At 65.3% G+C, this 24,907-nt stretch carries 25 protein-coding genes; 15 read left to right on the top strand and 10 right to left on the bottom strand.

Annotated elements, in window-relative coordinates; translation table 11 throughout:
• The first annotated feature begins 840 nt into the window (after positions 1 to 840).
• From MRBLAR12_RS19905 to MRBLAR12_RS19895, 3 genes are all read left to right on the top strand, one after another.
• The gene (locus MRBLAR12_RS19905) at positions 841 to 1,023 is read left to right on the top strand and encodes a PspC domain-containing protein (protein WP_229992870.1); all 183 of its coding nucleotides are present in this window, start codon (positions 841 to 843) and stop codon (positions 1,021 to 1,023) included.
• Positions 1,024 to 1,307: 284 nt separating this feature from the next.
• Positions 1,308 to 1,751 carry a hypothetical protein gene (locus tag MRBLAR12_RS19900; RefSeq protein ID WP_364747900.1) on the top strand — a complete coding sequence of 148 codons (444 nt, stop codon included), beginning with the start codon at positions 1,308 to 1,310 and terminating at the stop codon, positions 1,749 to 1,751.
• A gap of 92 nt (positions 1,752 to 1,843) precedes the next feature.
• Positions 1,844 to 2,149, top strand: coding sequence for a DUF1905 domain-containing protein (locus MRBLAR12_RS19895; RefSeq protein ID WP_364747897.1), 306 nt, complete (start codon positions 1,844 to 1,846; stop codon positions 2,147 to 2,149).
• Positions 2,150 to 2,192: 43 nt separating this feature from the next.
• Here the strand turns inward: MRBLAR12_RS19895 and MRBLAR12_RS19890 are convergent, their stop codons facing one another.
• Positions 2,193 to 2,660: a hypothetical protein gene (locus MRBLAR12_RS19890; RefSeq protein WP_229992867.1), complete on the bottom strand. Its 468-nt coding sequence runs from the start codon at positions 2,658 to 2,660 to the stop codon at positions 2,193 to 2,195.
• 355 nt (positions 2,661 to 3,015) lie between these two features.
• The gene (locus MRBLAR12_RS19885; protein ID WP_364747894.1) at positions 3,016 to 3,192 is read right to left on the bottom strand and encodes a hypothetical protein; all 177 of its coding nucleotides are present in this window, start codon (positions 3,190 to 3,192) and stop codon (positions 3,016 to 3,018) included.
• 308 nt (positions 3,193 to 3,500) lie between these two features.
• Here MRBLAR12_RS19885 and MRBLAR12_RS19880 point away from each other — a divergent pair, with 308 nt between their 5' ends.
• The gene (locus MRBLAR12_RS19880) at positions 3,501 to 5,336 is read left to right on the top strand and encodes a BTAD domain-containing putative transcriptional regulator (protein ID WP_364747891.1); all 1,836 of its coding nucleotides are present in this window, start codon (positions 3,501 to 3,503) and stop codon (positions 5,334 to 5,336) included.
• A gap of 155 nt (positions 5,337 to 5,491) precedes the next feature.
• Here the strand turns inward: MRBLAR12_RS19880 and MRBLAR12_RS19875 are convergent, their stop codons facing one another.
• Entirely contained in the window at positions 5,492 to 5,695 is a 204-nt protein-coding gene (locus tag MRBLAR12_RS19875) for a cold-shock protein (RefSeq protein ID WP_011690916.1), read from the bottom strand.
• Between the two features lie 479 nt (positions 5,696 to 6,174).
• Here MRBLAR12_RS19875 and MRBLAR12_RS19870 point away from each other — a divergent pair, with 479 nt between their 5' ends.
• A complete protein-coding gene (locus MRBLAR12_RS19870) occupies positions 6,175 to 6,540 on the top strand; it encodes a hypothetical protein (RefSeq protein WP_364747889.1) in 366 nt (121 codons plus the stop codon).
• A gap of 112 nt (positions 6,541 to 6,652) precedes the next feature.
• Entirely contained in the window at positions 6,653 to 7,036 is a 384-nt protein-coding gene (locus MRBLAR12_RS19865; RefSeq protein WP_364747887.1) for a TfoX/Sxy family protein, read from the top strand.
• 152 nt (positions 7,037 to 7,188) lie between these two features.
• Here the strand turns inward: MRBLAR12_RS19865 and MRBLAR12_RS19860 are convergent, their stop codons facing one another.
• On the bottom strand, positions 7,189 to 7,803 hold the full coding sequence (locus MRBLAR12_RS19860) for a hypothetical protein (RefSeq protein ID WP_364747884.1): 615 nt from the start codon (positions 7,801 to 7,803) through the stop codon (positions 7,189 to 7,191).
• A gap of 230 nt (positions 7,804 to 8,033) precedes the next feature.
• On the opposite strand from MRBLAR12_RS19860, the gene MRBLAR12_RS19855 reads away from it, so the two are divergent.
• The 5 genes from MRBLAR12_RS19855 to MRBLAR12_RS19835 all read left to right on the top strand — a co-directional run bounded on the left by MRBLAR12_RS19855 (position 8,034) and on the right by MRBLAR12_RS19835 (position 15,560).
• Complete coding sequence (locus tag MRBLAR12_RS19855; RefSeq protein ID WP_364747882.1) at positions 8,034 to 8,612, top strand: HNH endonuclease; 579 nt, start codon at positions 8,034 to 8,036, stop codon at positions 8,610 to 8,612.
• Between the two features lie 139 nt (positions 8,613 to 8,751).
• Entirely contained in the window at positions 8,752 to 10,194 is a 1,443-nt protein-coding gene (locus MRBLAR12_RS19850) for a DUF3375 domain-containing protein (RefSeq protein WP_364747879.1), read from the top strand.
• 65 nt (positions 10,195 to 10,259) lie between these two features.
• A complete protein-coding gene (locus tag MRBLAR12_RS19845; RefSeq protein ID WP_364747876.1) occupies positions 10,260 to 10,835 on the top strand; it encodes a DUF4194 domain-containing protein in 576 nt (191 codons plus the stop codon).
• Positions 10,832 to 14,239 (top strand): ATP-binding protein, encoded by a 3,408-nt coding sequence (locus tag MRBLAR12_RS19840; protein ID WP_364747874.1) that lies wholly within the window; start codon positions 10,832 to 10,834, stop codon positions 14,237 to 14,239. The genes MRBLAR12_RS19845 and MRBLAR12_RS19840 overlap by 4 nt, the downstream gene beginning before the upstream one ends.
• Positions 14,240 to 14,321: 82 nt before the next feature.
• Entirely contained in the window at positions 14,322 to 15,560 is a 1,239-nt protein-coding gene (locus MRBLAR12_RS19835) for a Wadjet anti-phage system protein JetD domain-containing protein (protein ID WP_364747871.1), read from the top strand.
• Between the two features lie 5 nt (positions 15,561 to 15,565).
• On the opposite strand, the gene MRBLAR12_RS19830 is transcribed toward MRBLAR12_RS19835, so the two are convergent.
• Together MRBLAR12_RS19830 and MRBLAR12_RS19825 are read right to left on the bottom strand one after the other, a co-directional pair.
• Positions 15,566 to 15,892: a type II toxin-antitoxin system PemK/MazF family toxin gene (locus tag MRBLAR12_RS19830; protein ID WP_364747869.1), complete on the bottom strand. Its 327-nt coding sequence runs from the start codon at positions 15,890 to 15,892 to the stop codon at positions 15,566 to 15,568.
• Positions 15,889 to 16,092: an antitoxin MazE family protein gene (locus MRBLAR12_RS19825; protein WP_091564276.1), complete on the bottom strand. Its 204-nt coding sequence runs from the start codon at positions 16,090 to 16,092 to the stop codon at positions 15,889 to 15,891. The genes MRBLAR12_RS19830 and MRBLAR12_RS19825 overlap by 4 nt, the downstream gene beginning before the upstream one ends.
• A gap of 278 nt (positions 16,093 to 16,370) precedes the next feature.
• Between MRBLAR12_RS19825 and MRBLAR12_RS19820 the strand changes: the two genes are divergently transcribed.
• Positions 16,371 to 17,636 (top strand): flavin-containing monooxygenase, encoded by a 1,266-nt coding sequence (locus MRBLAR12_RS19820; protein ID WP_364747866.1) that lies wholly within the window; start codon positions 16,371 to 16,373, stop codon positions 17,634 to 17,636.
• A gap of 22 nt (positions 17,637 to 17,658) precedes the next feature.
• Here the strand turns inward: MRBLAR12_RS19820 and MRBLAR12_RS19815 are convergent, their stop codons facing one another.
• Positions 17,659 to 17,790: a hypothetical protein gene (locus MRBLAR12_RS19815; RefSeq protein WP_364747864.1), complete on the bottom strand. Its 132-nt coding sequence runs from the start codon at positions 17,788 to 17,790 to the stop codon at positions 17,659 to 17,661.
• Positions 17,791 to 18,677: 887 nt separating this feature from the next.
• Here MRBLAR12_RS19815 and MRBLAR12_RS19810 point away from each other — a divergent pair.
• Positions 18,678 to 19,466 carry a GntR family transcriptional regulator gene (locus MRBLAR12_RS19810; protein WP_364747861.1) on the top strand — a complete coding sequence of 263 codons (789 nt, stop codon included), beginning with the start codon at positions 18,678 to 18,680 and terminating at the stop codon, positions 19,464 to 19,466.
• A gap of 33 nt (positions 19,467 to 19,499) precedes the next feature.
• On the opposite strand, the gene MRBLAR12_RS19805 is transcribed toward MRBLAR12_RS19810, so the two are convergent.
• The 3 genes from MRBLAR12_RS19805 to MRBLAR12_RS19795 form a co-directional block, all read right to left on the bottom strand.
• Positions 19,500 to 20,762, bottom strand: a complete 1,263-nt coding sequence (locus MRBLAR12_RS19805; protein WP_364747859.1) for a S8 family serine peptidase — start codon at positions 20,760 to 20,762, stop codon at positions 19,500 to 19,502.
• Positions 20,763 to 20,923: 161 nt separating this feature from the next.
• Positions 20,924 to 21,889 carry a nucleoside hydrolase gene (locus MRBLAR12_RS19800; RefSeq protein WP_364747857.1) on the bottom strand — a complete coding sequence of 322 codons (966 nt, stop codon included), beginning with the start codon at positions 21,887 to 21,889 and terminating at the stop codon, positions 20,924 to 20,926.
• Positions 21,890 to 21,935: 46 nt separating this feature from the next.
• Positions 21,936 to 23,372 carry an MFS transporter gene (locus MRBLAR12_RS19795; protein WP_364747855.1) on the bottom strand — a complete coding sequence of 479 codons (1,437 nt, stop codon included), beginning with the start codon at positions 23,370 to 23,372 and terminating at the stop codon, positions 21,936 to 21,938.
• 139 nt (positions 23,373 to 23,511) lie between these two features.
• Here MRBLAR12_RS19795 and MRBLAR12_RS19790 point away from each other — a divergent pair, with 139 nt between their 5' ends.
• Together MRBLAR12_RS19790 and MRBLAR12_RS19785 are read left to right on the top strand one after the other, a co-directional pair.
• The gene (locus tag MRBLAR12_RS19790; protein WP_364747853.1) at positions 23,512 to 24,384 is read left to right on the top strand and encodes a ribokinase; all 873 of its coding nucleotides are present in this window, start codon (positions 23,512 to 23,514) and stop codon (positions 24,382 to 24,384) included.
• 104 nt (positions 24,385 to 24,488) lie between these two features.
• Positions 24,489 to 24,875 (top strand): GNAT family N-acetyltransferase, encoded by a 387-nt coding sequence (locus MRBLAR12_RS19785; RefSeq protein ID WP_364747851.1) that lies wholly within the window; start codon positions 24,489 to 24,491, stop codon positions 24,873 to 24,875.
• The last annotated feature ends 32 nt before the right edge of the window (positions 24,876 to 24,907 follow it).

Below are 24,907 nucleotides of genomic sequence, written 5' to 3'. Positions count from 1 at the left end.
GAAGTAAAACAGACACAACCACCACCCCCGGGAAAACGGGAGAAAATGGCTGCACAAAATTTGAAACCAGCCAAAAACACCAGACCACACCACGGGGTGGCGGGCCCGGCACATTCAACCAATCCATTACAATAAATTGGTATCAACAAACTTGGCACACTATTGAGTTCTCAAACAACAGACACACCCGGCACCACCACAACCATTTCGGTCGAGGATCGCTCCGGAGCAACTTTTCAAACTTACCCGATCTTGGGAGTGTTTGCAAATTCGCATTTCTGCGATCTACATTCTCTCAAGAAGGTCCCCACCGTTATTTAGCGCGCAAATTTGCGAACCATTTTCAGGCTGTTTATCAGGGGGTCGGTCGCTTTCTTTCCGCATCAGCGGCGGCGACTCGAATTACTTTACACGCCGGGAGGACCCCGCACAAATCAGGCGGCGGAGCGGGTGCCATGGGGCAAGAATCCTGCATTGGCGCGGATTACTGGCCCGTGCAAGCCTCCGTCAGGGCGCAGACGCGCACAACAGAGTTTTGTGCACCGCGTCACAGTCCGCAACACTGCCGCCGTCATGTGTCGCGCGAACTCGCAGGAAAGGGTCCAGCGCCGTGTTTCAGCCCGCTGCCCGGGGTGCGTCGAAGACCAGGGATTCCTCCGGTGCACGGTCAAAGTCCGCAGCTCCTCGACGACAAGGCCGCGTACTGGGGGGAACTCGGCCAATGCGATGATCCGCCCTCGCTCCTGCCCGGATCGCCGGACGGGTTGTTGTCACAGCAGGAAGGGAAGTTTGGGGCCGCAACCTGTTCTCCTGGCGGGGCCACACTGCTACGTTGGCTGGATGCAACAATCTCTCGTCAGGCCCAAGAACAGCAAGATCATCGCCGGAGTCTGCGCGGCCCTCGCGGACCGTCTCGGTGTCTCCAGGACGCTGGTTCGCCTCGGCTTCGTGTTCTTCGGCCTGTTCGGCGTGGGTGAGCTCGTGTACATCGCGTTGTGGATCATCATCCCCAAAGCCCCGTAGTCGAAGGCCACTAGTGGGTGGCGCACGGCGCCGCCCACGACGTCGGCCCGCAGGCGGGTTGTGCTCCTGCTCCGGGCAGTGTTGGCTTCCAACAAGGCCCGTCGGGAAGTCGACCGGCCACGATACGTCTCGGGGGAAGAGGTAGCGGTCTCATGTCATTTGTTCACGGGCGAAGCAGGCACTGGTGGGGCTGGTCGGGATTCGCAGTGGCTGTCCTCATGCTGACCGGCTGTGCTGAGTCCCATTTGCCGAATGTGGCGGACACGCCTGAGGTGCCAGCAGCAGTGTCCACCGCAACCGCGCCCGCGGGCGTGTCTGCTTCAACCGACGCCGACATCAACGTCGACAAGCTTCCAGCCTTCTATCAGCAGGCGATAAAGAAGATTCCGCAGCCGCTTCCCAACGGGGTCGCCTGGCCGGCCAAGGTACCCCCGGGCTTCGACGACCCCAACGTGCATTATGACCCCGCAGGTCGCGGGGAAGCCGTGGCATCAACGTATTGGCTGTGTGCCTGGCAGGGCGAATACCTCGACGCCTTCGAGAGCAGCGAACAGAAGCGGCAGGCTGAAGCGCTGACCATGCTCGATGCCTTCGTCGTCGACCCGTTCTTCACCCAGGTCTTCGTTGACCCCAGTCAGGGATGGAAGCGCGACGTTCTCGACCCCGCAAGAAACGGTGATACGTGGAGGATGAAGTCCCAGCACAGCGATTGCCCGGCGGTCGAATGAGTCCGCCCACTCGTTGATCATCACGGTTGCGCGTTTAGCTAAGGGCCGCCGCGACTACTCAGCCGGCCTCCGCCGCGTGCCATACTCGGAGCGTGACGACGTCGTACGCGTTTCGCGGTGAGCTGTGGCACTACCCCGAGAAGGCCGGCTGGCACTTCATCACGTTGCCGCCGGATCTGGCGGAGGAGCTCAAGGACCAGGCCGCCCCGTTCCGCAAGGGCTTCGGTTCGGTGAAGGTGAGCGCCTGCATCGCCGGGCAGCGTTGGCGGACGTCGCTCTTTCCGGACAGCAAGAGCAACTCGTACCTCCTCCCCGTCAAGAAGGCCATCAGGACCGCGGCCGGCATCCGCGCCGGGGACGAGGTGGACGTGGAAGTCGAGCTGGAGCTCCCGGGCTGAACACGTGTGACGAGCCGCGCGAATGAGCCGGGCGAAGAACGGCTCACCGCGCGGGTGATGCCTCGACAAAGGCCACCTGGGTGGAGTATTGCTGATAGAGCTTGACGGCCTCGTCGATATCGATGTGGCCGAAGTTCAGCGACACCTGCAGCCCCTCCAGCTGGGCACTTGCGGTCTCGGCCGCGCTCACACGGTCCGCCACGGAACGGGACGTGGCAAAATTCGTGGCCAGCGCCGCGGCAACGGAACAGATCACCGCCAGCAGGCACAGCCCTCGCCACACAATTGAGTCGTCGGCCAGGTTGAAGATGTTCGCCACTGCTTCGGTGAACCCCGTGCCCCCGACCGCTGGACCGGCCGCGAACGAGGCGGCCAGCGCGCTGCCCACAATGCTGATGCTCGCCAGGCGCGTGCGCCGCGGTCTTTCCCTGCCGAGGTAGACCTGAAGGTCCCGTTGCTTCTGGTCGATGCGGTTGGACAGCCTCTGCCTCGTATCGGATGTTTCGTCCATGACCTGGTCCCCGGTTCCCTCGCCGATCGTGTCCGCGCGCCTGGAAAGTGGGATCCGACCGCCAGCCGTCCCCGGCTTCACCGGGGTGCCCCCCAGCCAGACGGAAGCTCCCGCCCCGTAGCCGCTCCTCCCGAAACGCGCACACGTTTAGAATGCTCCCGCGCCACTGCGAGTGTCTAGACAGTGGGAACCAGACGGCCGGTCAACCGCCGACGTCGGCTGCCCACCAAATCGCCGACGTCGGTGTTCCCGGCTGCAGTGGTACCGGCGGCCTCCGCCGGCGCCAGGCGAAGCCACAGGACGACGCGCGGGACCCCCACTTCCGGTGCCGGAAATGGGGGTCGGGCCAGAGCGGTCAGCCCTGGAGAGACCGCATGTATGCGTACGGTTCGCTGGGGAGGTTGCCGGCCTTCCACGGGCGCGTTGACCGAATGGGCGGGGTGTGGCCCCTGCCGTCGCGGACGACCGCAACGACTGTGGCGACGGCTGCGAAGACCAAGAGTCCGGCGAGCAGGATGGCGGCAAATTCCATTTGAGAAACACCTCGGGCGAGTGATGGAGCTGGTTGTTGGGGGCGGCTATTGAGCTGGTGTTGAGGGCAAGCGCCGGGCTGATCCTTGTGGGAGTTACGCGGTGCGGCGCTGGTCCGGAATTCGGTCCTTTTGTGGGGACATGTCCAGTTTGCGCGCGCACCGTGTGAGCCACCGTGTGAGGGTTTTCCGGCCGGTTTCCGGCCAGCTCCCCGCCTGTTTCGGCTCAGTTCACTCCCCTATCGCTCCCCCGACGCACGCTCACTATCACCCCCTCCCTTGCGCCCACCAGCGGCGTAGCATGACTCATATGGCCGAGACTTGGATTCGGCTCCTCGGTCCGCCCAGGATCGAGTCCGCTGGCACCGCACCCCGGCAGCCCCGCGGCCGCAAGGCGTGGGCTGTGCTGGCCTACCTCGCGCTTCAACCGGGCGGCACCGGCCGTGCCCGGACTGCGGCCCTCCTGTTCCCCGACGCCGAGGACCCCCTCGGCGCCCTGCGCTGGAACCTGTCCGAGCTGCGGCGGACCCTCGGCGCGGAATCGGTCGGCGGCGACCCGCTGCGCCTCGTGTTGCCGGCCGGGTGGAACTGCGATGTGATGGCCGCCCTCACTCCCGCCGGCGGCGCCGACCCCCGCACCTTCGACGGCGAGCTCCTTGAGGGTCTCGCCTTCGCGGACTGCCCCGTGTTCGAGTCCTGGCTCGAGGACCAGCGGCACCGGCTCGAGAACTGCGTGCTCACGATGCTGTATGAGGCCTCGCTCGCCGCGCTGGCGGCCGGAAGTGCGGACGACGCCGTCGACCTCGCCACCCGTGCGCTGCACCTGGACCCCTTCAACGCCGACTGCCACGCCGTGCTGATCAAGGCCCTGGTGTCCCTGGGCGAGTACCGGCGGGCGCGGGAGCAGGCCGACAAATGCCGCGAGCTGTACCGCAGGGAGCTCGGGCTCGGCGTGCCGGCGGAGGTGCGCCGAGCGCTGACAGACGCGGCGCCGCCGGCCGAGCCCGGGCTGCCGGCCAGTGGGGCCGCGGTGCGGTCCTACCTCGATGCCGCCGAGGCGTCGCTCTCGGCAGGCTCGGTGGACCGCGGGCTGGAGCAGTTACGCCTCGCAACCGAGATAGCGCAACGTACCGGCGACCATCATTTGCTCGCCGAATCCCTGGTCACGCTGTCCGGGGCGCTGATCCATCAGGCCGGCGGCCGCGGCGCCGAGGTGGCCGATCTCCTGCACCGGGCTTTGAAATCGGAGGGATTGGATCCGGAAGGCCTGCAGTCGGAGATGCGGAACCCCGGGCGGCCGGCCTCGCGGGTGGCGGCGGCCGCGTACCGGGAGCTGGGATACCTGTCGGTGCAGCGGGGCATTCCGGACCGCGCGGCCGGCTGGCTGGAGCAGGCTGCCCGGGCGGCGGACGGGTTCGACGACGAACGGTCCAGGATCCTGGCCATCCAGGGCATGGCGGCCTCGGACACCGCGCACTACAGCGAGGCGCTGGCGGCACTGGCCGAATCGACCCGGCTCGCCACCGCCGCGGGCGGCCGCCGTCTGCTGGCGTTCAGCACGGCCCTTACCGGCCGGGTGCATCTGCTCCGCGGGGATTTGGAGCCGGCCGCTGAATGCCTGGACCGGGCCCAGGAACTGATCGCGGCCGAGCACTGGACGGCGTTCGAGCCGTTTGTGGCCGGGCTCCGGGGCGAGACCTTCCTCGCCGCGGGCCGGCTGGAGGACGCCGCTCCCCTGATCGACCGCTCGTGGGTGATGGCCGACGTCGCCGGCGACCACTGCTACCTGACCCTGGCCGCCGGGGCCAAGGCCCGGCTCAGTATGGCGCTGAACGACCAGGCCGCGGCCGAGGAGTGGCTGAAGCGTGGCCTCGACACCACCCCCTGGTATCTCTGGTACCGGGCGCGGCTGCTGGACACGGCCGCCGAGGTCGCAATCGACGCCGGCTCCCCCGCCGCCGCGGACTACGCCGACCGGCTGGGGACCATGGCCAGCCGCGGCGCCTTGCGCGAACTCGTGGTCCGGGCGCACTCGCACCGGGCGGTCCTGGGCGACACCGCCGCCGCGGAGACGATTCCGTGGCTGGCCAAGGACATCGACAACCCGGCTCTCAACACGTATCTGGCGCGGCGCGGCCAGCTTTGAGCAGTAGCCCTAAAGTAGTGGGCAGACGACGGCTGTGGCGCGCCGCCGCCGTCGTCGTACCTGTATTGGAGGCACAGGTGGGTTAAACAAAAGCAGGGCCCGTCCGAAGACGGGCCCTGCTCGAAACCTAACGGTCCCGGGTATCTAAAAGGAAATTAGATAGCCTGGATGTTGGTGGCCTGGGGACCCTTGGGGCCCTGCTCGGTTTCGAAGGAGACCTTCTGGTTCTCTTCGAGGGAGCGGAAGCCGGAGGAGTTGATCGCAGAGTAGTGTGCGAAAACGTCCTGTGAGGAGTCATCGGGGGAAATGAAGCCGAAGCCCTTTTCAGCGTTAAACCATTTGACGGTACCAGTAGCCATTATTTTTGTCCTTCGTGAAGGTGGAGGAACTGTCCCGACTTTCGGGTCCTCCTGTTTGGGGTGCTCAAAACCGCTGCTTCAGAAGAACATGGTCTTGCAACCATGCGTACTGCCTGAACTACGAACTGCATAAACACAACAACAGGATCAACTGTACAGGAGATTCCGGACACCAATTACCACAGCGTGACGGACGTACACATGCCCAAGCCGAAAGGTCCTGGCTACCTATCGTGTTGATCGGCATCTGGTCAGCATTCAGGAAGTCATCGACCACGGTTGTCAGTTCCCGCTTCGCGCGCTGGTGACGCTCCATGCCGGCGAGCACGAAGGCGGGTTCCAGGTTGGGAACTGAGGCCGCGTCTTGGGGTGGCGCTGACCTGGGGATCCGTTACCGCCGCGCACGGGGCGGGGACGGGTCCCCCGGCGGGCGTAGCCGAACCCTTCCGCCATGGACCGTTTAGAAGTTAATCTGGGCCATGGGAATGTTAATTGGGATCGTGATCTTCCTGATGCTCTGGCTCGGCGTGTTCCTGGCCTGCATAATTCTCCCCATCGTGGCCCTCGCCAGGCATAACCGGAGGCGGTCGCAGCCACTGGCGGCGGAGGCGGAGTGGCCGCCACTAAGGGCGAAGTACGCCCCGCCCCCTGTGGTTGGGCTTGAGTCCAAGGTCAGACCGACTCATCAGCAGATCGAGGCCGCCCCGGTAGTGGAGCCCAAGTGGAACGGGACCTACAGGTGGTGCGTCGGCCAGGACAAGAAAGCCTGGGACCGCGACTTCAAGGAAGCCGAGCAACTGGCAGAGGCCAGGCTGACCCCGCCGGGCCAGGGGTCTACATTTTGAGTAGCACGGCCGCGCCGGGATCCGCCGGGTGCGGGCCGACCGCCTGTACCGTGCCCGGCCGCGGGCATATCCTGCAGGAAGACCGAGACCAGCAGTTACCGGAGGAAGACCAATGGAAATGCCGAAAGCGTCCGACTCCGACAAGGAGCACTTCCGCGCGGTGCTTCCCAACCATCCCGAGGTGGTGGTCAAGCCGATGTTCGGAAACCTTGGAGCGTTTGTGAACGGCAACATGTTCGCCGGCCTGTTCGGCCCCATCATTGGAGTGAAGCTAGCCGCGGCGGACAAGAAGCTGCTTGAAAGCACCGAGCGGACCGTTCCATTCGGGCCGGCCGAGCGGCCCATGGGCGGCTACACCGGATTGCCGGAGATCTGGAATGCCGAGGGCGACGGCGATGAGGCGCGGGCCAAGGCTTGGGTGGAGAAAGCATTCGAGCATGTGGCCGGGCTGCCGCCCAAGGAGCCGAAGGTTTCTAAGCCCCGGCCCAAAAAGTAGCCGCCGACGCCGGCCGTTGATTGGATGTGCTGTTAGAAGACTAGGGCAGGACAACATTCACGAGTTCTGACCGGCTGCCGGTCTCCAGGTCCTCGGTAAGGGCCAGCGCACCGATCTGGGGGCAGTGATACTTATACTCCCGGGAATTCTTTTCAAGCGGCGTCCAGTCGTAGACCTTGACGCAGTCGGTGTACGTGCCTGACTTGGTGGAGACAGTCTCGCCGGTAGCGACGGTGTCCCGCATGTCTTCCGCGTGACCAACGTAAAATTCCTGCCTCAGGGCGCTGCTCGGCCTTCATCCAGATGCCAGCTTTTGCCCCATCTTTTCCATGGAGAAAGCTGCCGGAGTGGTTCAACAAGATTCCATTGGAGTAGTTGTCCACGTCCTCGCCGAAATACCACACGTCGCCGTTATTGTGTTGCGCCAGGTAATCCCGGGTTTCCTCTACCAGCTGCCCGTTCTTGTACTCCTTATCCAGATAGACCACCGTCTCCACACCCTCTATGGTCACGGTCTCCGGCAGGATTTCGATCTCGATCCTCTCGGTGACACTTCCTTGCTCCGTGGTCTCGTAAGTCAGTTTCTTGCCGACAGGGAGGGCAAAGTATTTGTTGGTGATTTCAGTGGTGAAATCTGCCGGGTTGATCTGCGGGTTGTACTCCGCGGCCCTACTGCTTTTTGTGTTATCGAAGACAAATAATGTCGCCCCACCAACAATCAGCAATAGGACGACCACACCAAAGAAGATTTTGGTTCGTCGATTCATGACCGTTCCCACTCCTTCTGAGTAGAAATTCCTTTTAGGGGTCAGAGCACCGTTACTTGCCCATGGCCATAGGAAAAAGGTAGCGGTGCGCACTGAACCAGAACAACCTTGACGAACACCACACTTGGAGAGACACCGCTTCCCCGTAGCGCCAGCGAAGGTACGATCTGTCTCAGCGAGCGGGACACCGCCCGTCTTCATTTTGCCGGAGTCTTTATGGGGGAGACCAAATGCTTGAATTGAAACGCATCTACTGGACGCGCCAATTACTCCGGTTGGCCATGGCCGCGTTGACGGTGTGGATCTTCGCCGGAGCCATCCTGTCGCTCGTGGCGCGTTCCGGGCATGTAGCTGCGGACCGACGGCCGAATTCCGTGACTGCCGTTTTCACGGAGATGTTCGGCGGCGTGCTGGCGGCCGTCGCGCTTCCTGGCGTACTCGCCGTCGTCCTAACCATGATCGTCGCCATCATCCGCGGCCGGGACGTCCGGCGCCGCGACCCTGTCCGGCGCTTCAGCCGCCAGCAGCGCCGCGAAGGCATGTCCCGGGCAGAAGGCCAGTGCGAGATGGAGGCGGGCTTCCGCAGACGTTGCGCCCGTCCTGCGGAACACGGTGACCATTTCTACCCGTGGTCCAAGGGCGGGTCCACGAGCCTGCAGAATTTCGTCGCCGCGTGCAGCAGGTGCAACCGCGCGAAAGGCGCGCAGATCCCGTCGCCGGGCCAGCAGGAAAGACTGGAACGACGACGGCGGACGTACGTAACGCTTGGGGATGCGGTTGCCGTCGGTGAACGGCAGCCGCTCCGCTAGCGACATCCTGCCGTCTTCCGCCATCTGCTATCTGCCGGCGCACGTTGCGGGACGTGGCGACTCCTCGTCCACAGAAAATGTCCGCGGCGCCCTTTAGAGTGAACATAGGACGTGAGGCGGGCAACACCACGAGGACCGGATGGACTACTACGCAATCAACGCCCTGCGCGAAAGCCATGCAGGCTGGTCCCTGCTGCGCGCCCAGAACGCGCCGCTCGCCATCTCGTTTTTCATGGCCGCCTTCACCGGCCCCAACCAGCGCAACCTTGGCCGCCAGCAACTCATCGACAGCCTGGACGATGTGCTCTTCGGCCTGCGGGATGCCTACGGCGAAGACAAGTTTCCGCGCCGGGCCTCGGAGTACTTAGACGACTGGGCCGCGCCCGAAAGGGCCTGGCTGCGGAAGTACTACATCCAGGGCCAGGACGAGCCCCGCTACGATCTCACCGCGGCCGCGGAAGACGTTGTCCGCTGGGTGGAGGGCCTGCGTGGACGCGACTTCGTGGCCACCCAGTCCCGGCTCACCAGCATCTTTGCCGTCCTGGAGCGGCTGGTCCAGCAGTCGGAGACCGATCCCGAGGTGCGGCTCGCCGAACTGCAGCGGCAGCGCGATGGGATCGACGCCGAGATGCAGCGGATCCGGGACGGCAACATACGCGTCATGACAGGCCCCGAAGCACTGGACCATTTCCAGCAGCTGACCGCCCTGGCCAAGGACCTCCTCTCGGATTTCCGAGAGGTCGAACAGAACTTCCGGAAGCTGGACCGCCAAGTCCGCGAGCAGATCGCCACCTGGGACGGCACCCAGGGCGAGCTCCTGGAATCGATCTTCGCAAACCAGCAGGACATCAGCAGCTCCCTGCAGGGGCGTACATTCCAGGGCTTTTGGGACTACCTCATGTCACCGGAGTCCCGGAGAAAACTGCAGGAACTCCTCCAGCGCGCCACCCAGATCGAGGCCCTCGCCCACGCGGACAACCTCCACGCCGTGGTGAACCTGCACCAGGACTGGCTGCCCGCCGTCGAACAGACCCAGGGCACCGTCCGCCAGCTGTCCCAGCAGATGCGCCGACTGCTCGACGACAAGGTGTTCCTTGAGAACAAGCGCATCATGCAGCTCATCCGGAGCATCGAGTCCGGTACCCTCGCCACCCGGGAGCAGCCGCCGTCGGGGGACTTCATGACCATTTCGGCCCCGTCAGTGGACATTACGCTGCCTTTCGAACGGCCGCTGTATGAGCCGAGCCGGCGGGTGATGGTGGACGACGACGTCCTCACGGCCGACGACGCGGACGTGGACGCCGGCGCCCTGTTCAGCCAGTTCCACGTGGACAAGGAACGACTCAAGGCCAATATCGACGCCGTCCTCGCCGAGGCGGAACAGACCACCCTCGCGGAGGTCACCGCCGCCTACCCCGTCTCGCAGGGCCTGGCGGAAATTGTGACCTACTACCAGCTGGCCACAGAGTCGGACTGGGCGAGCATCACGCCGGACGCCCTGCAGCAGGTTTCGTGGCAGGCCCCGGACGGCAGCATCCGCGAAGCGACCATCGATCAGATCATCTTCGGAAGGCCAGCATGAACCCGGCGTCGAATTCCCCAAGCACTGCGGAAACGGAAAGCCGGACACCCGAGGAACTTCCCGGTGTGGTCACCCGGCTTTTCAAGGGTGTCCTCTACGCCGAAGGGGACGAGAAGCTCTGGCAGTCGCTGCTGGGCCTGTCCTCCCAGGTCCGCGACTACGTTTCCGTGCTGGGTCTGGACCTGATCCTGGACGAATCCGAGGGCTACGCGTTCCTGAAGTCGCGCGAGGACCCCGATAGCAATCTCCCCCGGCTGATTCCGCGGCGGCAGCTGACCTTCAACGTCAGCCTGTTGCTGGCCCTCCTGCGCGGCCGGATGCTGGAGTTCGACACCAACAGCAGCGAGCTCCGGCTCATCATGACGGAGCAGGACATCGCGGACATGGTCGCCGTCTTCCTGCCCGAATCCAGCAACGAAGCCAGGATCATGGACCGGCTCGCCACCGACATCAAGAAGGTGGTGGACCTCGGTTTTCTGCGCAAACTCCGCGGACAGCCCGGCACATACGAGGTGGCCCGAATCCTCAAGGCGTTCGTGGACGCCCAGTGGCTGGAGGAGTTCGACGCGCGGCTGGCGGACTACCGAGCGTCGCTCCCCGGCACACCGCTTCCCGCGGAAATGGAGGAGGACAGCAAGTGACAGCTGACCTGCAGGACACCCTTTTCAGCCTGGAAGAAAAGACGGACGACGCCGCCACTCCCCCGGGCTTCCGGCTGCACCGTTTGGAGCTGCTGAACTGGGGCACGTTCCACCAGGGCGTGCGGACGTTCCGGCTGGACGGTGCCAACAGCCTCCTTACCGGTGACATCGGCTCCGGGAAGTCGACCGTTGTCGACGCCATCACCACCCTGCTGCTGCCGGCGAACCGGATCGAGTACAACAAGGCGGCCGGCGCGCAGAAGAAGGAGCGCTCGCTGATGTCGTACGTGCGCGGCTTTCACAAGAGCACGCGCAGCACGGGCGGCGAGTACTCCAAGCCGGTGGCACTGCGGGGCACGGGCGCCCTGACCGTAGTGCTCGCCGTTTTCCACAATGCCGTGCTCAACAAGTCGGTCACCCTGGCCATCACGCTGTGGGCAACCCAGGAAGCGGGCCAACCCAGCCGCTTCTACTCGCTTGCTGAGGCGGATCAGTCCATCGCGGCGGACTTCTCAAACTTCGGGCAGGACCCCGCTAAGTTGAAGAAGAAACTCCGCGCTGCCGGTGCAGCCGTCCATGACACCTTCGAGCCCTACGCAGCAGCCTTCAAGCGGCAGTTCGGGATCAGCGGCAACCAAGCCATGGAACTGTTCCACCGCACGGTGTCCATGAAGCAGGTGGAGAACATCACCTCCTTCGTGCGCACCAACATGCTGGAGGAAGACAACGTCGGCGAGCGCATCGGTAACCTCATCCACCATTTCGACGACCTAAAAAAGGCCCACGACGCGGTGCTGCGGGCCAAGGACCAGATCACGCTGCTGACTCCAATCAAAGGGGGCGCAGCACAGCACGCGCAGCTGAGCCGTGAGGACGAGCTGGCGCGCCAGCAGCGGGACCAGCTGCATCCCTGGTTCACGGACCGGAGGCTGCAGCTGAGCCTGGAGCACCAGTCGGAGCTGACACGCACCGGGGAACGGCTCCAGGAGGACGGCACGAAACTGCGCACCGCAATCACCGGGAAGCGGCACGAGCTGTCCGCCATCCAGGAGGACATCCGCACCAACGGCGGCGGCCGGCTGGCGGCCATCGACGCTGACGTTGCACGGCTGACTGACCAGTCCCGGACCCAGCGGCAGCGCTTCGAGACCTACACTGCAGCAGCCAAGGACCTGGGACTTCGGACCCCGGAAGACCGGGTGCTGTTCGACGCGAACCGGGCACGGCTCGGTGAGGTCGAATCGCAGCTCGGCAACCAGTCCAATGAGCTGCAGGAAGACCGAACGAAGCTCTCCATTACCCGCACCGAACAGACGGCCCGGCTGACCGAGATCGGCGCCGAACTGCGCAGCCTGCAGTCCCGACCCAACCTGCTGCCGCTCCCCCAGCTGGACCTCCGCCGTCGGCTGTGCGATGGAACGGGAATCGCGGAAACCGCGCTGCCGTATGCCGGCGAACTGCTGCGGGTCCGCGACGGCGAGGGCGCGTGGGAGGGCGCAGCGGAACGCACACTGCACGGCTTCGCCCTGTCCCTGCTGGTCCCGGCAGAACACTATGCGGCGGTCAGCAGTTGGGTGGATGCCAACAACCTGCGCGGCCGGCTGGTCTACCTGAGGATCGGAGAGTCCCCCGCGGCCAGGACGGCGGAGCCGCGCACCCTGGCCGCGAAGATCGCCATCAAGCCGGGCACGCCGTTCCGCAACTTCCTGCTGGATGCACTCGCCACCCGGTTCGACCACGTCTGCTGCGACACCCTCGAGGACTTCCGCCGCTACCCGCAGGCGCTGACGGTCAACGGTCAGCTCAAGGGCGGCCGCGGCAGGCACGAAAAGGACGACCGGCGGGAGCTGACGGACCGGCGCAACTATGTGCTCGGCTGGGACAACCACGACAAGATCAGCCGTTTCCTCGCCGAGCAGGACGAGGTCAAGGGCCAGCTCGGGGGCACGGAGACCCAGCTGAAAAAAGTCAACGCCTCCCTGGGCGATCTGGGCAGGCAGAACCAGCAGCTCGGCATCGTACGCGGGGTGGCCGACTTCAGCGAGATCAGCTGGCAGCTCACGGCCCGGCGGATCGAGGAGCTCAAGGCGGAGAAGCTCGAGCTGGAGACCGCCAGCGACGTCCTGAAACAGCTCACGGCCAAGGAGGCCGCTGTGATAGAGGAACTGGACCGGCTCGAGGAAAAGGCGGGCAAGCTACGTGAACGCCTGGGCGCCAACGAGAAGGACGCCAAGGACATCTCGGAAGCGATCGATGAATGCCGCGGCATTCTCGCGGAGACTCCGTTGACGGACGACGGCGGCGTGCTGGCCGCCGTCGAACAGCTCACCGCCGCCGCGCTCGGGGACAAGGCGCTCACGTACAAGAACACCGGCACGGTGGAAAGTGCCGTCCGCTCCGGCCTGACGGATACCATCGACGCGCTGTCCAAGCGCATCGCCCGGGCGGCCGAAAGCACAGTCCGGCTGATGGCGGATTTCCGCAACAAGTACCCCAACGAGACCACGGACATCGACGCCGCGCTCGAGGCCGCCGCGGACTTCAACCGGCTGCTGGAGCAACTGGTCAGCAATGACCTCCCCCGGTTCGAGGCGCACTTCAAGGAATCGCTGAACCTGAACACCATCCACGAGGTGGTGGCGTTCAACGCATTCCTGGACAGCCGGCGGCAGGACATTGTGAACCGGATCGGCGAGATCAACCAGTCGCTGGCCGGGATCGAATACAACTCGGGCCGACACATCCAGCTGGAGCATCAGAACACGTCCGACCAGGATGTGCGCGAGTTTGGAGTTGACCTGCGGAACTGCTCGGAGGGGACCATCGGCGACGAGGACCAGTACTCGGAGCAGAAGTATCTGCAGGTGGAGCGGCTGATCGAGCGCTTCCGGGGCCGCGAGGGCCTGACGAATTTGGATGAACGGTGGACCGCGAAGGTCACGGACGTCCGGAACTGGTTCACCTTCTCCGCGTCCGAAAAGTGGACCGAGAACGGCGAGGAGTTTGAGCACTTCACGGATTCCGGCGGCAAGTCCGGCGGCCAGAAGGAGAAGCTGGCCTACACGATCCTCGCCGCGGCCCTGGCGTTCCAGTTCGGGCTGGCTTCCGGCACGGGGAACGGGGCTGGGGGCGCGTCCAAGGATGTGGGCAGCGGCCGCAGTTTCCGGTTTGTGGTGATCGACGAGGCGTTCGGGCGCGGGTCGGATGAGTCCGCGCGGTACGGCCTGCAGCTGTTCCAGCGCATGAAGCTGCAGCTGCTGATCGTCACCCCGTTGCAGAAGATCCACGTCATCGAGCCCTTTGTCTCGCACGTGGGGTTCGTGGCGAACACCACCGGCGATGACTCGCAGCTGCGCAACATGACCATCCAGGAATACCGGGACGAACGGGACCGGCGTGCCTAAGCGGCGTCCCGAGGGCCCCGAACCGAGCTTGCGGGGTTTGGGAAGGGACCTCCGCGCTGATGGGCCGAAGAAGTGGACCAGCGTGGCTGACCTGAGCGGGCTGTCACTGAAGGCGTGGAACACCGGCGCACTGTTGCGCGAACTGCTCGAACCCACCGGAGTCTACCCGCGCCGTCGTTCGCTGAAACGCCCGACGGCGGGAGAGTTGCTCAGCGACTACGCTGCGGCCCGAAGCTGGGCGGCTGAGCTGTCCAACACAGCGGGCGCCTACCGTCTGGAAACGGTCGACGTCGGCCGGAACACTATCGGTTCCAACCGGCTTCCGGCGGCGGCGGTTTTCGATACGGCCGAGGATGAGATCGCCTTTGCCGGCAAGACACGCGATGCGGCCCGGTTTCGCGAACTTGTGGCCGGGCTGTCGGAGCTGGACCCATCAGCCGGAGCGGCATTGCGGAGCTGGGCACTGAAACGCCCGCTGCAGCTTCTGGACCTGCGCGAGTCGGCGCTGACCGCCGCGCGAGTGGCGCTGTGGCTGCGGGACAATGCGTCGCCGGGGATTTATCTGAGGCAGCTGGGCCTGCCCGGGGTGCATACGAAGTTCATCGAGGCGCACCGAAGGGTCATCGACGAGATGGCCACCCTGCTGCGGGCGGGGTCCGCGGATCCGCAGCCGGACCCGGTAAACGTTGAGCCGTTGGTGGCGGAGGCGGCTGACGTCGCGGATACTGCCTTGGTCGGTTCCATGGCTCGCACACCGGCCGCGCGCTTCGCAATGCGCCATGGCTTCCTGCATCCGCCGGAGCTCGTCCGGTTCCGCCTTCTTGATCCCGCAATGAAAGTTCTGGGCGGCGCCCGGGACATCACGGTGACGGCCGAGGCATTCAGCACACTGCAATTGCCGGTGCACACCGTGATCGCAACAGAGAACCAGGTCAATTTCCTCGCGCTGCCCGATCGGCCGGGTACGCTGGCCCTCTACGGTGGCGGGTACGGCTTTTCGTCCCTGCGTGATGCGGCCTGGCTGCGGGACTGTGAGGTCCTGTATTGGGGCGACCTGGATACGCATGGTTTCCGGATCCTGGACCAGTTGCGCGCAGTGCATCCCCACGTGGCCAGCGTGCTGATGGACAAGGAGACGTTGCTGGCCCACCGGGATGCCTGGGGCAGGGAGCCGTCGCCGTCGCGGGCAGCCCTGACCCGGCTGACCGCTGAAGAAGCCGTGCTCTATGAGGCGCTTGGGAATGACAGCTACGGACCAGGCGTCCGCCTCGAACAGGAGCTCATCCGCTGGGACTGGGCGCTCGAACGCCTCTATGGCTGAACCAGTCAACGCCCCAGCCCAAGGAAGACCGCAAGGGACTGCTCAACGGCAACCATGGTCTTGGAATCTATTCGGCCTATCCGCTGCCCGAGGTTGGCACGCCGCACTGTTGTGGGCTTGTCCACCATGATCTGGCTGAGTTGCTTCAAGCCGGTGAGCTGTCCGGGGTCAACGGCGAGCCTCAGCAGCGGAGCATCCGTCAGGTGAGTCGTTAGCGGCAAAAGGGTGACCGACTCCGAGGCTGCAAACAGGTCATCCTGGATTATGAGTGCTGGCCTGGGTTTCTGCGCATATGTTCCCCCCGAAACCGTCCACAGTTCACCGCGATTCACTCCGGCCAGTCTTCCGCAATCTGTTCGATGAAGTCTTGGTCGTCGCTGGCATGGTCGGAGGCCGCGACCGCCAGCGCTTGGCGCCGGGCCTCACGCCTAAACTCCTCTGTCCGCGTATCCGGAACCCACATCTGAATCTGCCGGAAGCCTCGCTCCCGCATGGCGGCTCGGTGCCGTGCTACACGATCCCTGACGCTCATACGTCAATGTTACATGTAACACTCCCAGGGGGCTTGATGCCGTCGGTGGCGGCGCATGTTGGCGACGGTTGCCGCCGGCGGTGCGGGCCGACGCCGTCAGCCGGGACCTGTACGCGGCGACGCTGCGGGCATATCCTGCCAACAAACCCAGCCCTGCACCTTTACTACGGGAGTAGAACCATGGAGACCCCGACGGCGACCGACGAGGAGAGCGCGTCCGCCCACGTCGCAAGCGTGCCGCCGAAGACGCCCAGGGCCATAGCCCCCAGGAAGTAGCCATGCCCGCCGCCCTCGAAGGGCCAGACAACATGGTCGACACGTTAGTGATCGGGGCCGGGCAGGCCGGGCTGGCCACCAGCTACTGGCTCACCCAATTCGGCGTGGAGCACCAGGTCCTGGAGCGGCGGGATGCCCTGGGTGGCGCATGGCAAGACTGGTGGGACTCGTTCTACCTGAACACGCCCAACTTCTCGTTCGTGCTGCCCGGGCTGACGTACGACGGTCCCGATCCGGATGCCTTCCTCGCCCGCGACGCCGTCATTGACCTGTTCCGCGACTACGCTCAGCGGATCGCCGCGCCCGTGCTGCTGGGCACGGAGGCCACCCGGATCGCCAGGGCAGGCGGTCACTTCAGCGTAGAGACCGCCAGCGGGCGCTTCACGGCACAGAACGTGGTCCTGGCGAACGGTGCCTTCCAGCACCCGCGCATCCCAGCCGCGTCCGCCGGAATCCCGGGGCATGTGCACCAGCTCCACAGCCACGACTACCGCAACCCGCAGCAGCTGCCCGATGGTGCCGTGCTGGTGGTGGGCACCGGGCAGTCCGGCGGCCAGATCACCGAGGACCTGCTGGCCGCCGGCCGTGAAGTTCATTTGTCAGTCTCCTCATGCCCGGAGGCGCCGCGCAGGTACCGCGGCCAGGACACCTTTTACTGGATCCTGCAGATCAACCTGCACGGCCCCACCTACGGCATTAACGGACTCCAGGTGGAGCAGCTCCCCTCCCCCGCCGCCCGCTTCATGTGCAACCCGCTGATCTCCGGCAACGATGGCGGCCACAGCATCCATCTGCGGGAACTGGGCCGCCGCGGCGTGCGGCTGCAGGGCCGCTTTGAGACAGCGGACGACGGCGTACTCGTCTTCAGCGACGACCTCCCCGGACGTCTGGCGATGGTGGAGGCCGGGTTCGGCCAGCGCCTGAAACTGATGGCGGACGCCTACATCGAGGCGGCAGGCATCGACGCGCCGGCTGCCGAAGTGCCCCAGGACGATCTCTGGCTTCCCGCGGAGTCCGGCGCGCGGCTGGACCTGGACGCGGAGAACGTCATGTCCATCATCTGGGCCACCGGTTACGGCCTGGACTTCAGCTTCCTGGACATCCCGGTGCTGGACCAGTGGAACTATCCCCGGCATTCCCGCGGCGTCACTGAGGTTGCCGGACTGTACGCCGTCGGGCTGCCGTGGCTGACCCGACATGCGTCGGCCACGCTGGCCCTGGTGGGTGACGACGCCCGGTACGTGGCCGAGCACATCGCCGCCCGGTGAAGGCGACGTTCCAGACGGGCGCCTACCCCGTGCAAGGCCCGTCGAAGTCCACCGGCGCGGCGAGGCCGGCCGAGCTGAACCATTCCCTGGCCCATGCCTGGACCGAGGGCATCGCGAGTTGCTCGGCAACGAGCTCCGGCGGCCCGTCGAACACGGACTTCCCTCCTCCAGGAGGTCCCCGGTGCCGCTGCCGGCGAGGAGACCGAAGAGGGCAGGCTGGTCGAGGAAGGGAAGCTTCCCGCCGTCGCCATCGGTCAGCACGCCCCAGCGCGAGGTGAACAGCGAAAACTCCTCCGGACGTCCCCCGTGGTCCGCCACAAGCGGGCAGGCTTCGCCGTCGAGCTGGATCCGCCGGTAGTTGGGCTCCGTTTCGTCGAGGGCCATCAGTTGGACATCGTCCAGCCACGAAAGCCAGACCGCTGTGCACTCTCCCAGCAGCGGATACGGGGCGGCGGCGATGTAGCCGGCCTTGCTCACGTGGGCGGAGTGGCCAACGGCGATGTTGTGGAGCTGCCCCCGGACCAGCGGCAGGACCGCGCTGACAGGCTGATGGTAGCTGGCGAATTTCCGCCGCATCACCTCGGCGCTTGAATTCGAGCCGATGGAGACCACCAGGGAACGGGCCTCCAGCGGCGCCGCGCCGGCTCGCGCGAGGGCTTCATCCAGTCCGGCTGAAAGCTCAAGGGGCCGGAATTCATCGCCGTCCATGACACCCGAGGCCAGGGGCGGGTCCCACGGATACAGCAGCGGATCGAGATGACCGGCGCCGCCGGCCCCGCTCAGTCCCATGGAGGGCTCAGTCCCATGGAGTCAGCCGGATGAAGCCGTCGGCATCCTGCTGGACTAATCAAGGTGGCCCGCTTTCATGGTCGGGACTTCCAGTGTCCCGCACTTTTCGGGGAAACGGACCTTCGGTGATTAAGGAGCCGGCCAGCCCGCGCCGCTTCGGGGCGAGGCCATTCCGGCAAGTGGGCCTTGTCCAACAAACTAGTAGTACTTGTTAGGCTGAGATTCCCGAAAGACCACAAAGCGAGGAATAACGTGCACGAGGACGCCGCCAGGTTCCTGTCCCAGCCGGTGGAGGCCCAGCCCGGCTCGCCGCTCCGGGTTGCCGTGTACTCCCGGATCGCCGAGGCCATCCGCAACAACCTGCTGACGCCCGGCTCGATGCTCCCCACCGAAACGGAGCTCGGCGCGGACATGAAGGTCAGCCGCACCGTGGTCCGCGAAGCGTTGATGCTGCTCGAAGAGGATGGTCTGATCCGGGCCCGCCGCGGCGTCGGCCGATTTGTCGCCGACACCCTCCCCCGCATCGGAATCGAGCGGATCCGCCCGTTCGAGGAAGTCCTCGGCGGCCCCGGGCAGCACATCGAGATCAAACGCATCCAACGGCAGCGGCAGGCCGCGTCCGAGTTCGTGGCCCCGGGCGTGGGCGTGGAGCCCGGCGCCGACTGCTGGTTTTGGGAGTCGGTCCTGATCCGCGACGGTGAAGCCGTCGCCCACCTGCAGGAAAACATCTCGGCGCTGCCGGTAAGCCTGGGCAGCAGTTCCGCTGCCGCCGCGCCGTTCGAGATCGATGACGACGGCGGCAGCACCCTGCTTGCCAGCCTGAACAACCGCTTCGGCCGGGTCCTTGGCCCCGGCGAATGCCAGATCAGCCTGAGCCAGGTGGGGCCCAGCCGGGCCAAGCTGCTGGACTTACGGGCCCCGGATCCGGTCCTCGTGCTGACGCAGTACGTCAGGCACGCGAACCGGCCCTTCTACCTGGCCAAGTGCCTGATCGCGGCACGCGCCGGGCACCTGTCCGTGATGCAGTCCCTCCAGTCCTAGTACTACATTCGCGTCAAAGCCAAGGGCTGTAACCTACCGGACGGCGTTATCCGCGTTCACCCGGCCATGTTCCCAGTAGGTGCCCGTGCCAGGAATCGTGTCGGCGGTTGATTCGACGTTTGCGCGGACTGACGTGTGCGTAGCGCCAGTATGTGAGCTCCAGGCAAGCGCGGCAACGCCGGCGACGATAGGTGAAGCCATTGAGGTACCGCTGCCTACGTCATACCCCTGAGAGCGGCCGTTCTGCGTACCCAGGTAGAAGGGATGGTTCGGGAAGGTCGAATAGACATTGACACCGGGCGCTGCGACATCCACCCACTTGGCGCCGTAGGTTGAGAAGGATGCTTTGGCGTCCGCGTTGTCGGTTGCGGCGACGGCAATAACGTTAGGGTATGCGCCTGGGTAGATCTTGGCCTGAGTACCGGCGTTGCCTGCTGCGGCAACTAGTACCGCACCTGCATTCCATGCGTTATTGACGGCAGTTTCGAGGGTGCGTGAAGAGACTCGCTGTCCAAGGCTCATGTTGATCACCTTGGCACCGTTGCTGACGGCCCAGTTGATACCGTTTGCAATGGCTGATGAAGATCCAGAGCCGCTGTCGTTAAGCACTTTGGCATCCAAGATCGTGCAACCCGGGCACACACCAGCCACACCAATCGTGTTGTTGGCGGTGGCGGCAACAATACCGGCCACGTGCGTGCCGTGGCCGTAATTGTCTTCACCGGTTGCCGTACCACTGAAGTTGGCGCGTGCAACAACCTTTGGTGCGATGTCGGGGTTGTCGCTTGCGACACCTGAATCGACAATGGCGACTCTCGTGCCACTACCTGTCGTGACGTTCCACGCTGCGACGGCGTCGACATCAGCGTCCGCCTTGCCCGCGGCCACAGTTAGCGTGCTGGCGGTGTTGGTAAATGATTGACCATTGTTTTGCAGAGCGTATTGACGAGGGAAATATTCGTCAGCTGTAGCGGCAGTAACGAGCTCGTCCGGCTCGGCGTACTCAACTGCCGGGTTCCGGCTTAGGGCTTCGATGAGTTGAAGTTCTTTGCCAGCCGGTACCTTAATAAGTTGAGCGCCAGTGCTGCCGATACTGGAACCCTCCCTGAGGCCATGCTGGCGTAGTACGCCGGCTGCCGCGCCATTGTCGCGGAATTTAACCATGATTTGCCCCGCGATGTGAGATGACTGGGTCGCCGCGTTGCTCGTGGTCACTGCGTTGCTCGGGGCTGCCAACGTGATTGCGCCACAGCCTATGAATACCGCCGCGAAACTAGCTATAACGATTCTTTTCATAGGGAGTATCCTGCTTCAATCGGCACCGGCTAGATAGTGCCTGTCGGCAAATTACACGTCGGCTCCCCATGAAGGATTGCAATTCCGAGCACCCAGCCAAGCGCGCCGCTGTGCCTGCTCAGGCCAGAGCCGGAACAGGCCCAACAGCCGCCGTCGTACTATCAGGAAAGCGACAGCAGCACCTCCACCAGGTGCGGCGCGAAGTCGCCGTCGAGCTCCAACACCACCCGGCAGCGGGCGCCGGGCTGCTCCGGGTAATCCATGTACCGTCCGCGGAGGTCGCAGATGGTCTGGCCGCGGCCCGGGCCGGAAGTAGTGTCGACGTCGACACTCACCACCGGGGCAACGGCCGCGCTGACGCCGCCCGCCGCGAGGGCCGCGGCCAGGGGGTCGTGCATGGCCGAGCAGGCGCGGCCGAACTGGCTTTCGTAGAAGCGGAAGTAGTAGCCCAGCATGCCGCCGAGTGCCTGCGGGACCGGATGGGCCGCGGCGAGCAGTTCCTGCCGGTGGCTCTCCTCGAGCACATTGGACATGGTGACGTCCAGCGGCACCAGGGTCACGTCCCAGTCGGCGGCGAAAACCTCCGCGGCGGCTTCGGGGTCGTTGGCGATGTTGGCCTCCGCCACGGCGGTGATGTTCCCGGGAGCGAACGCGGCACCGCCCATGATGGTGATGTCCTGCACCAGCGCGGGCAGCTCCGGGTCCAAACGCAACGCTTCGGCAATATTGGTGAGCGGTCCGATGGCAACGATCCGCAGCTGGCCGGGGTGTTCGTGGGCGAGCCGGACCAGCATTTCGGCGGCGGTTCCGGCCGCCAGTTCGGCGTCGGCCGCTTCCAGCGAGACTTCGCCGATCCCGTTGGAGCCGTGGACGTGCGGGGCGCCGCCGTGGAAGGCGCCGGTCTGCGGGTCGTGCGCTCCGAGTGCGACGGGGACGTGGGCGTGCCCGGCGAGCTGGAGCAGGTCCAGGGTGTTCCGGGCGCCGACGGCGGCACTGACGTTGCCGCTGACGGTACCGATCCCCTGGAGGTCCGCGTGCGGCGAGGCGAGCAGGTAGGCCAGGGCGAGGGCATCGTCGATTCCGGTGTCGCAGTCGACGTAGAACGGGTGGCTGGTGGGCGTGGTCATTTTGCTGGGTCTCTCGTTTCGTTGGTAATGAGTGTGAGGCGTTGCGTCAGAGTTTTTCGCCCTTGGGGGCGGCGACGAAGAGGCTGACGATGAAGGCCGCCGTCGTAATGGCCACCGAAATCCAGAGGGCAGTCGCATAGCCGGCGGAGGTGGCCTGGGCGGCGAACGGTGCCACGAGCACCACGCCGAGACTCGCGCCGATGCCGAAGGAGGCGCCGTTGATGCCGGGCAGGGCGGCGGGTGCTTCCTTGGGTGAGAGCAGGACGGAGAGTCCGTTGATGGCGGTGAGGAAGAAGCCGTTGTAGAAGATGCCGAGGGCTGCGATGGCGATCAGGACGGCGACCTGGTTGTCGGAGAAGGCGGCCGCGGCGATGGCGCAGGCCAGGCTCAGCCCGGTCCCGGCCCGGAGGGTTTTGATCCAGCCGCGCCGGTCGGCGAGCCAGCCGGCCAGGGGTGCGGCGAAGACGCCGATCAGCGCGGCGGGGGTCAGGAACAGCAGCGCCGACAGGGAGGCGCTGAGCCCGAAGCCATGCTCGGTATCCTGGCTGAGCAGCACCACCGTGAAGTTGATGATGGCGAAGATGCCAGCAAGGGTCAGGACGGTGGTGGCGATGACGGGCCAGACCTGGCGGGAGCGCAGGTGGTGGACGGCGATGAGCGGGTGGTTCCGCTTCTTCTCGATCATCCAGAAGGCGGCGAAGGAGGCGACGGTTCCGGCGAGCAGGGCCAGTGTGCTGGGGGCGGTCCAGCCGGCGGCCGAGCCGCCGGAGACGAAGTAGGTGACGAAGACTAGGAAGACGGACAGGGATCCCGCGCCCCACCAGTCCATGGCGCCGCGCACTCCCTGGGGACGTCCGCTCGGGACGGTTTTGATGATGCAGGCGGCGGCGATGGCTGTCAGGACGAGGACGACGACGAAGATGGACCGGAAGCCGAGGGTTTCGGCCATGAGGCCGCCGACGTAGCCGTCCGCGCCGCCGACGCCGCCGTTGATGGCGGCGATGATGCCCACGGAGGTGCCGAAGACGCGGGCCTGCAGGTTTTCGCTAAGGACGATGTAGGCGAGGGCGAAGACTGCGCTGGAGACTCCCTGCAGGAACCTGCCGGCGATGAGGAGCGGCAGGTTGGGGGCGGCGATGCAGAGGATGGTTCCCGCGCCCATGATTCCGAGGACCAGGAGCAAGGCGGCGCGGCGGCCGATGAAGTCGCTCCAGCGTCCGATGACGGGCCCGGCGATGGCGCCGGCGAGGAAGAACATGGACTGGACGGGAGCCGCGCTCTCGGGGCCTTGGCCGAAGGAGGCCGCGATCTGCGGCAGCGCCGGGGTGACCATGCTGGCGTTGAGCTGGAAGGACAGCACGCCGAGCAGCAGAGTGGAGATCAGGAGGGCGGCGCGGCGGCCGCCGAGTTTTGTTTGGTCCTCGCCCGTTTGGGTTGCGACGGCGGCTGGCGGCGAAGTGGCAACTGTTGCTGGGGTGTTCACATCAAACTCCTTTGTTCTGCAGGGGGTCCCTGCCCTTGGGATGTGAGTTGTTATACAACCATGTATGACGCACAAGTACAACCATGACGTACACTATTTCCTAATCCAGCCGCCTTGGCTTCACCCGATAGGACTTCCCATGAGCAATCAACTGCCTGCCGTCACCGTCGTCGGCAGCATCAACCTCGACATCATCGCCACCACGGACCGGCTTCCCACCGCCGGCGAGACCCTCGGCGGCGGTGTTCTTCAGCAGCAGCCGGGCGGCAAGGGTGCCAACCAGGCCGTTGCCGCCGCCCGGCTGGGCGGGAGCGCCCGGATGATCGGCGCCGTGGGCGACGACGCCCAGGGCCACCTGATGGTCCAGTCTCTTTCCGGCGCTGGAGTCAATACGGCTGACGTGGCAGTGCTTGACGGCGACGCGACGGGTACGGCGCTGATCGTGGTGGACCGCGACGGCGAAAACCAGATCGTGGTGTGCCCGGGCGCGAATTCCGGGTTTTCGCTGGATGGGGTGGAGTTCTCTGCCGAGGAAACGGTGCTGTGCCAGCTCGAAGTGGGCCTTCCCGTGGTGCTGGAAGCGGCCAGGCGCTCGACTGGATTCTTCGTCCTGAACGCGGCCCCGGCCATGGACCTGCCGGCTGAACTGCTGGAGCGGTGCGACCTGGTGATCGTCAATGAGAGCGAGTACCAACTGATTCCGGCCCTGGCCGACGCGAAGCTTGTCGCCGTGACGTACGGGAAGGACGGGTCGGCGCTGTTGGAGCGCGGGCGGCGGGTTGCGGAGGCGCCGGCCTTGTCGGTACCGGTGGCGAACACAGTCGGTGCCGGAGACGCGTTTTGCGCGGCCCTGGTCCTGGCGATCCGGGCGGGGCATGACTACGCAACGGCGCTGGCGGTGGCGAATGCTGTCGGCGCGGATGCGGTGGGTGATCCCTCTTCCCAGCCTGCGCTGGCTCCGCTGGAGGAGTACATTGCCCGGGCCACTGAAGCCGCGGTTGCTTGCCAGTGAACCTGGATTTCAGGCCAGCACGGCCGGCCGACTATTCAGAGGTCCAGAGAATTACTGGGGAGGCGTACGTCCACGCTGGGCATTTCACCGCCGAGCACCCGTACATGAGCGTGCTGGACAACGTGGAACACCGGGCGGAACATGCCGAGGTGTGGGTGGCCGAAGCCTCGGGCGCGGTGGCCGCGGCGGTGACCCTGACCTTCGCGGGGCAGCCCTACAGCGAGATCGCTCGCGACAACGAGCTGGAGTTCCGGATGCTCGCTGTTGATCCAGCCTTTCAAGGCACTGGGGTCGGACGCGCTGTCGTCCGTCAGGTCATTGCTCATGCGCGGTCATTGCCGGATATCAGCGGGATCAGCATCACGAGTGCGACCTTTATGGAACGGGCCCATGGCCTCTACGAATCCCTGGGCTTCCAGAGGGTTCCGGCCCGCGACTGGTACGTGCCCGGCGAAGATGTGCTCTTGTTTGTGTTCCGGCTGGGGCTGTAGGAAAGCTCGCCACCGCTATCCTGGCGACGGCC

It is taken from the genome of Arthrobacter sp. LAR12-1-1.1 (assembly GCF_040676555.1).
GTDB lineage: Bacteria > Actinomycetota > Actinomycetes > Actinomycetales > Micrococcaceae > Arthrobacter.
The sequence above is the reverse complement of the archived record's forward strand: the minus strand, read 5'-3'. Positions and strand labels throughout refer to the sequence as shown.

Bases quoted from the DNA above. Each gene is read 5' to 3' on its own strand.
- MRBLAR12_RS19905 (WP_229992870.1), top strand. From the start codon at position 841: ATGCAACAATCTCTCGTCAGGCCCAAGAACAGCAAGATCATCGCCGGA.
- MRBLAR12_RS19890 (WP_229992867.1), bottom strand. From the start codon at position 2,660: ATGGACGAAACATCCGATACGAGGCAGAGGCTGTCCAACCGCATCGAC.
- MRBLAR12_RS19885 (WP_364747894.1), bottom strand. From the start codon at position 3,192: ATGGAATTTGCCGCCATCCTGCTCGCCGGACTCTTGGTCTTCGCAGCC.
- MRBLAR12_RS19880 (WP_364747891.1), top strand. From the start codon at position 3,501: ATGGCCGAGACTTGGATTCGGCTCCTCGGTCCGCCCAGGATCGAGTCC.
- MRBLAR12_RS19875 (WP_011690916.1), bottom strand. From the start codon at position 5,695: ATGGCTACTGGTACCGTCAAATGGTTTAACGCTGAAAAGGGCTTCGGC.
- MRBLAR12_RS19870 (WP_364747889.1), top strand. From the start codon at position 6,175: ATGGGAATGTTAATTGGGATCGTGATCTTCCTGATGCTCTGGCTCGGC.
- MRBLAR12_RS19865 (WP_364747887.1), top strand. From the start codon at position 6,653: ATGGAAATGCCGAAAGCGTCCGACTCCGACAAGGAGCACTTCCGCGCG.
- MRBLAR12_RS19860 (WP_364747884.1), bottom strand. From the start codon at position 7,803: ATGAATCGACGAACCAAAATCTTCTTTGGTGTGGTCGTCCTATTGCTG.
- MRBLAR12_RS19855 (WP_364747882.1), top strand. From the start codon at position 8,034: ATGCTTGAATTGAAACGCATCTACTGGACGCGCCAATTACTCCGGTTG.
- MRBLAR12_RS19850 (WP_364747879.1), top strand. From the start codon at position 8,752: ATGGACTACTACGCAATCAACGCCCTGCGCGAAAGCCATGCAGGCTGG.
- MRBLAR12_RS19825 (WP_091564276.1), bottom strand. From the start codon at position 16,092: ATGAGCGTCAGGGATCGTGTAGCACGGCACCGAGCCGCCATGCGGGAG.
- MRBLAR12_RS19820 (WP_364747866.1), top strand. From the start codon at position 16,371: ATGCCCGCCGCCCTCGAAGGGCCAGACAACATGGTCGACACGTTAGTG.
- MRBLAR12_RS19805 (WP_364747859.1), bottom strand. From the start codon at position 20,762: ATGAAAAGAATCGTTATAGCTAGTTTCGCGGCGGTATTCATAGGCTGT.
- MRBLAR12_RS19800 (WP_364747857.1), bottom strand. From the start codon at position 21,889: ATGACCACGCCCACCAGCCACCCGTTCTACGTCGACTGCGACACCGGA.
- MRBLAR12_RS19790 (WP_364747853.1), top strand. From the start codon at position 23,512: ATGAGCAATCAACTGCCTGCCGTCACCGTCGTCGGCAGCATCAACCTC.
- MRBLAR12_RS19785 (WP_364747851.1), top strand. From the start codon at position 24,489: ATGAGCGTGCTGGACAACGTGGAACACCGGGCGGAACATGCCGAGGTG.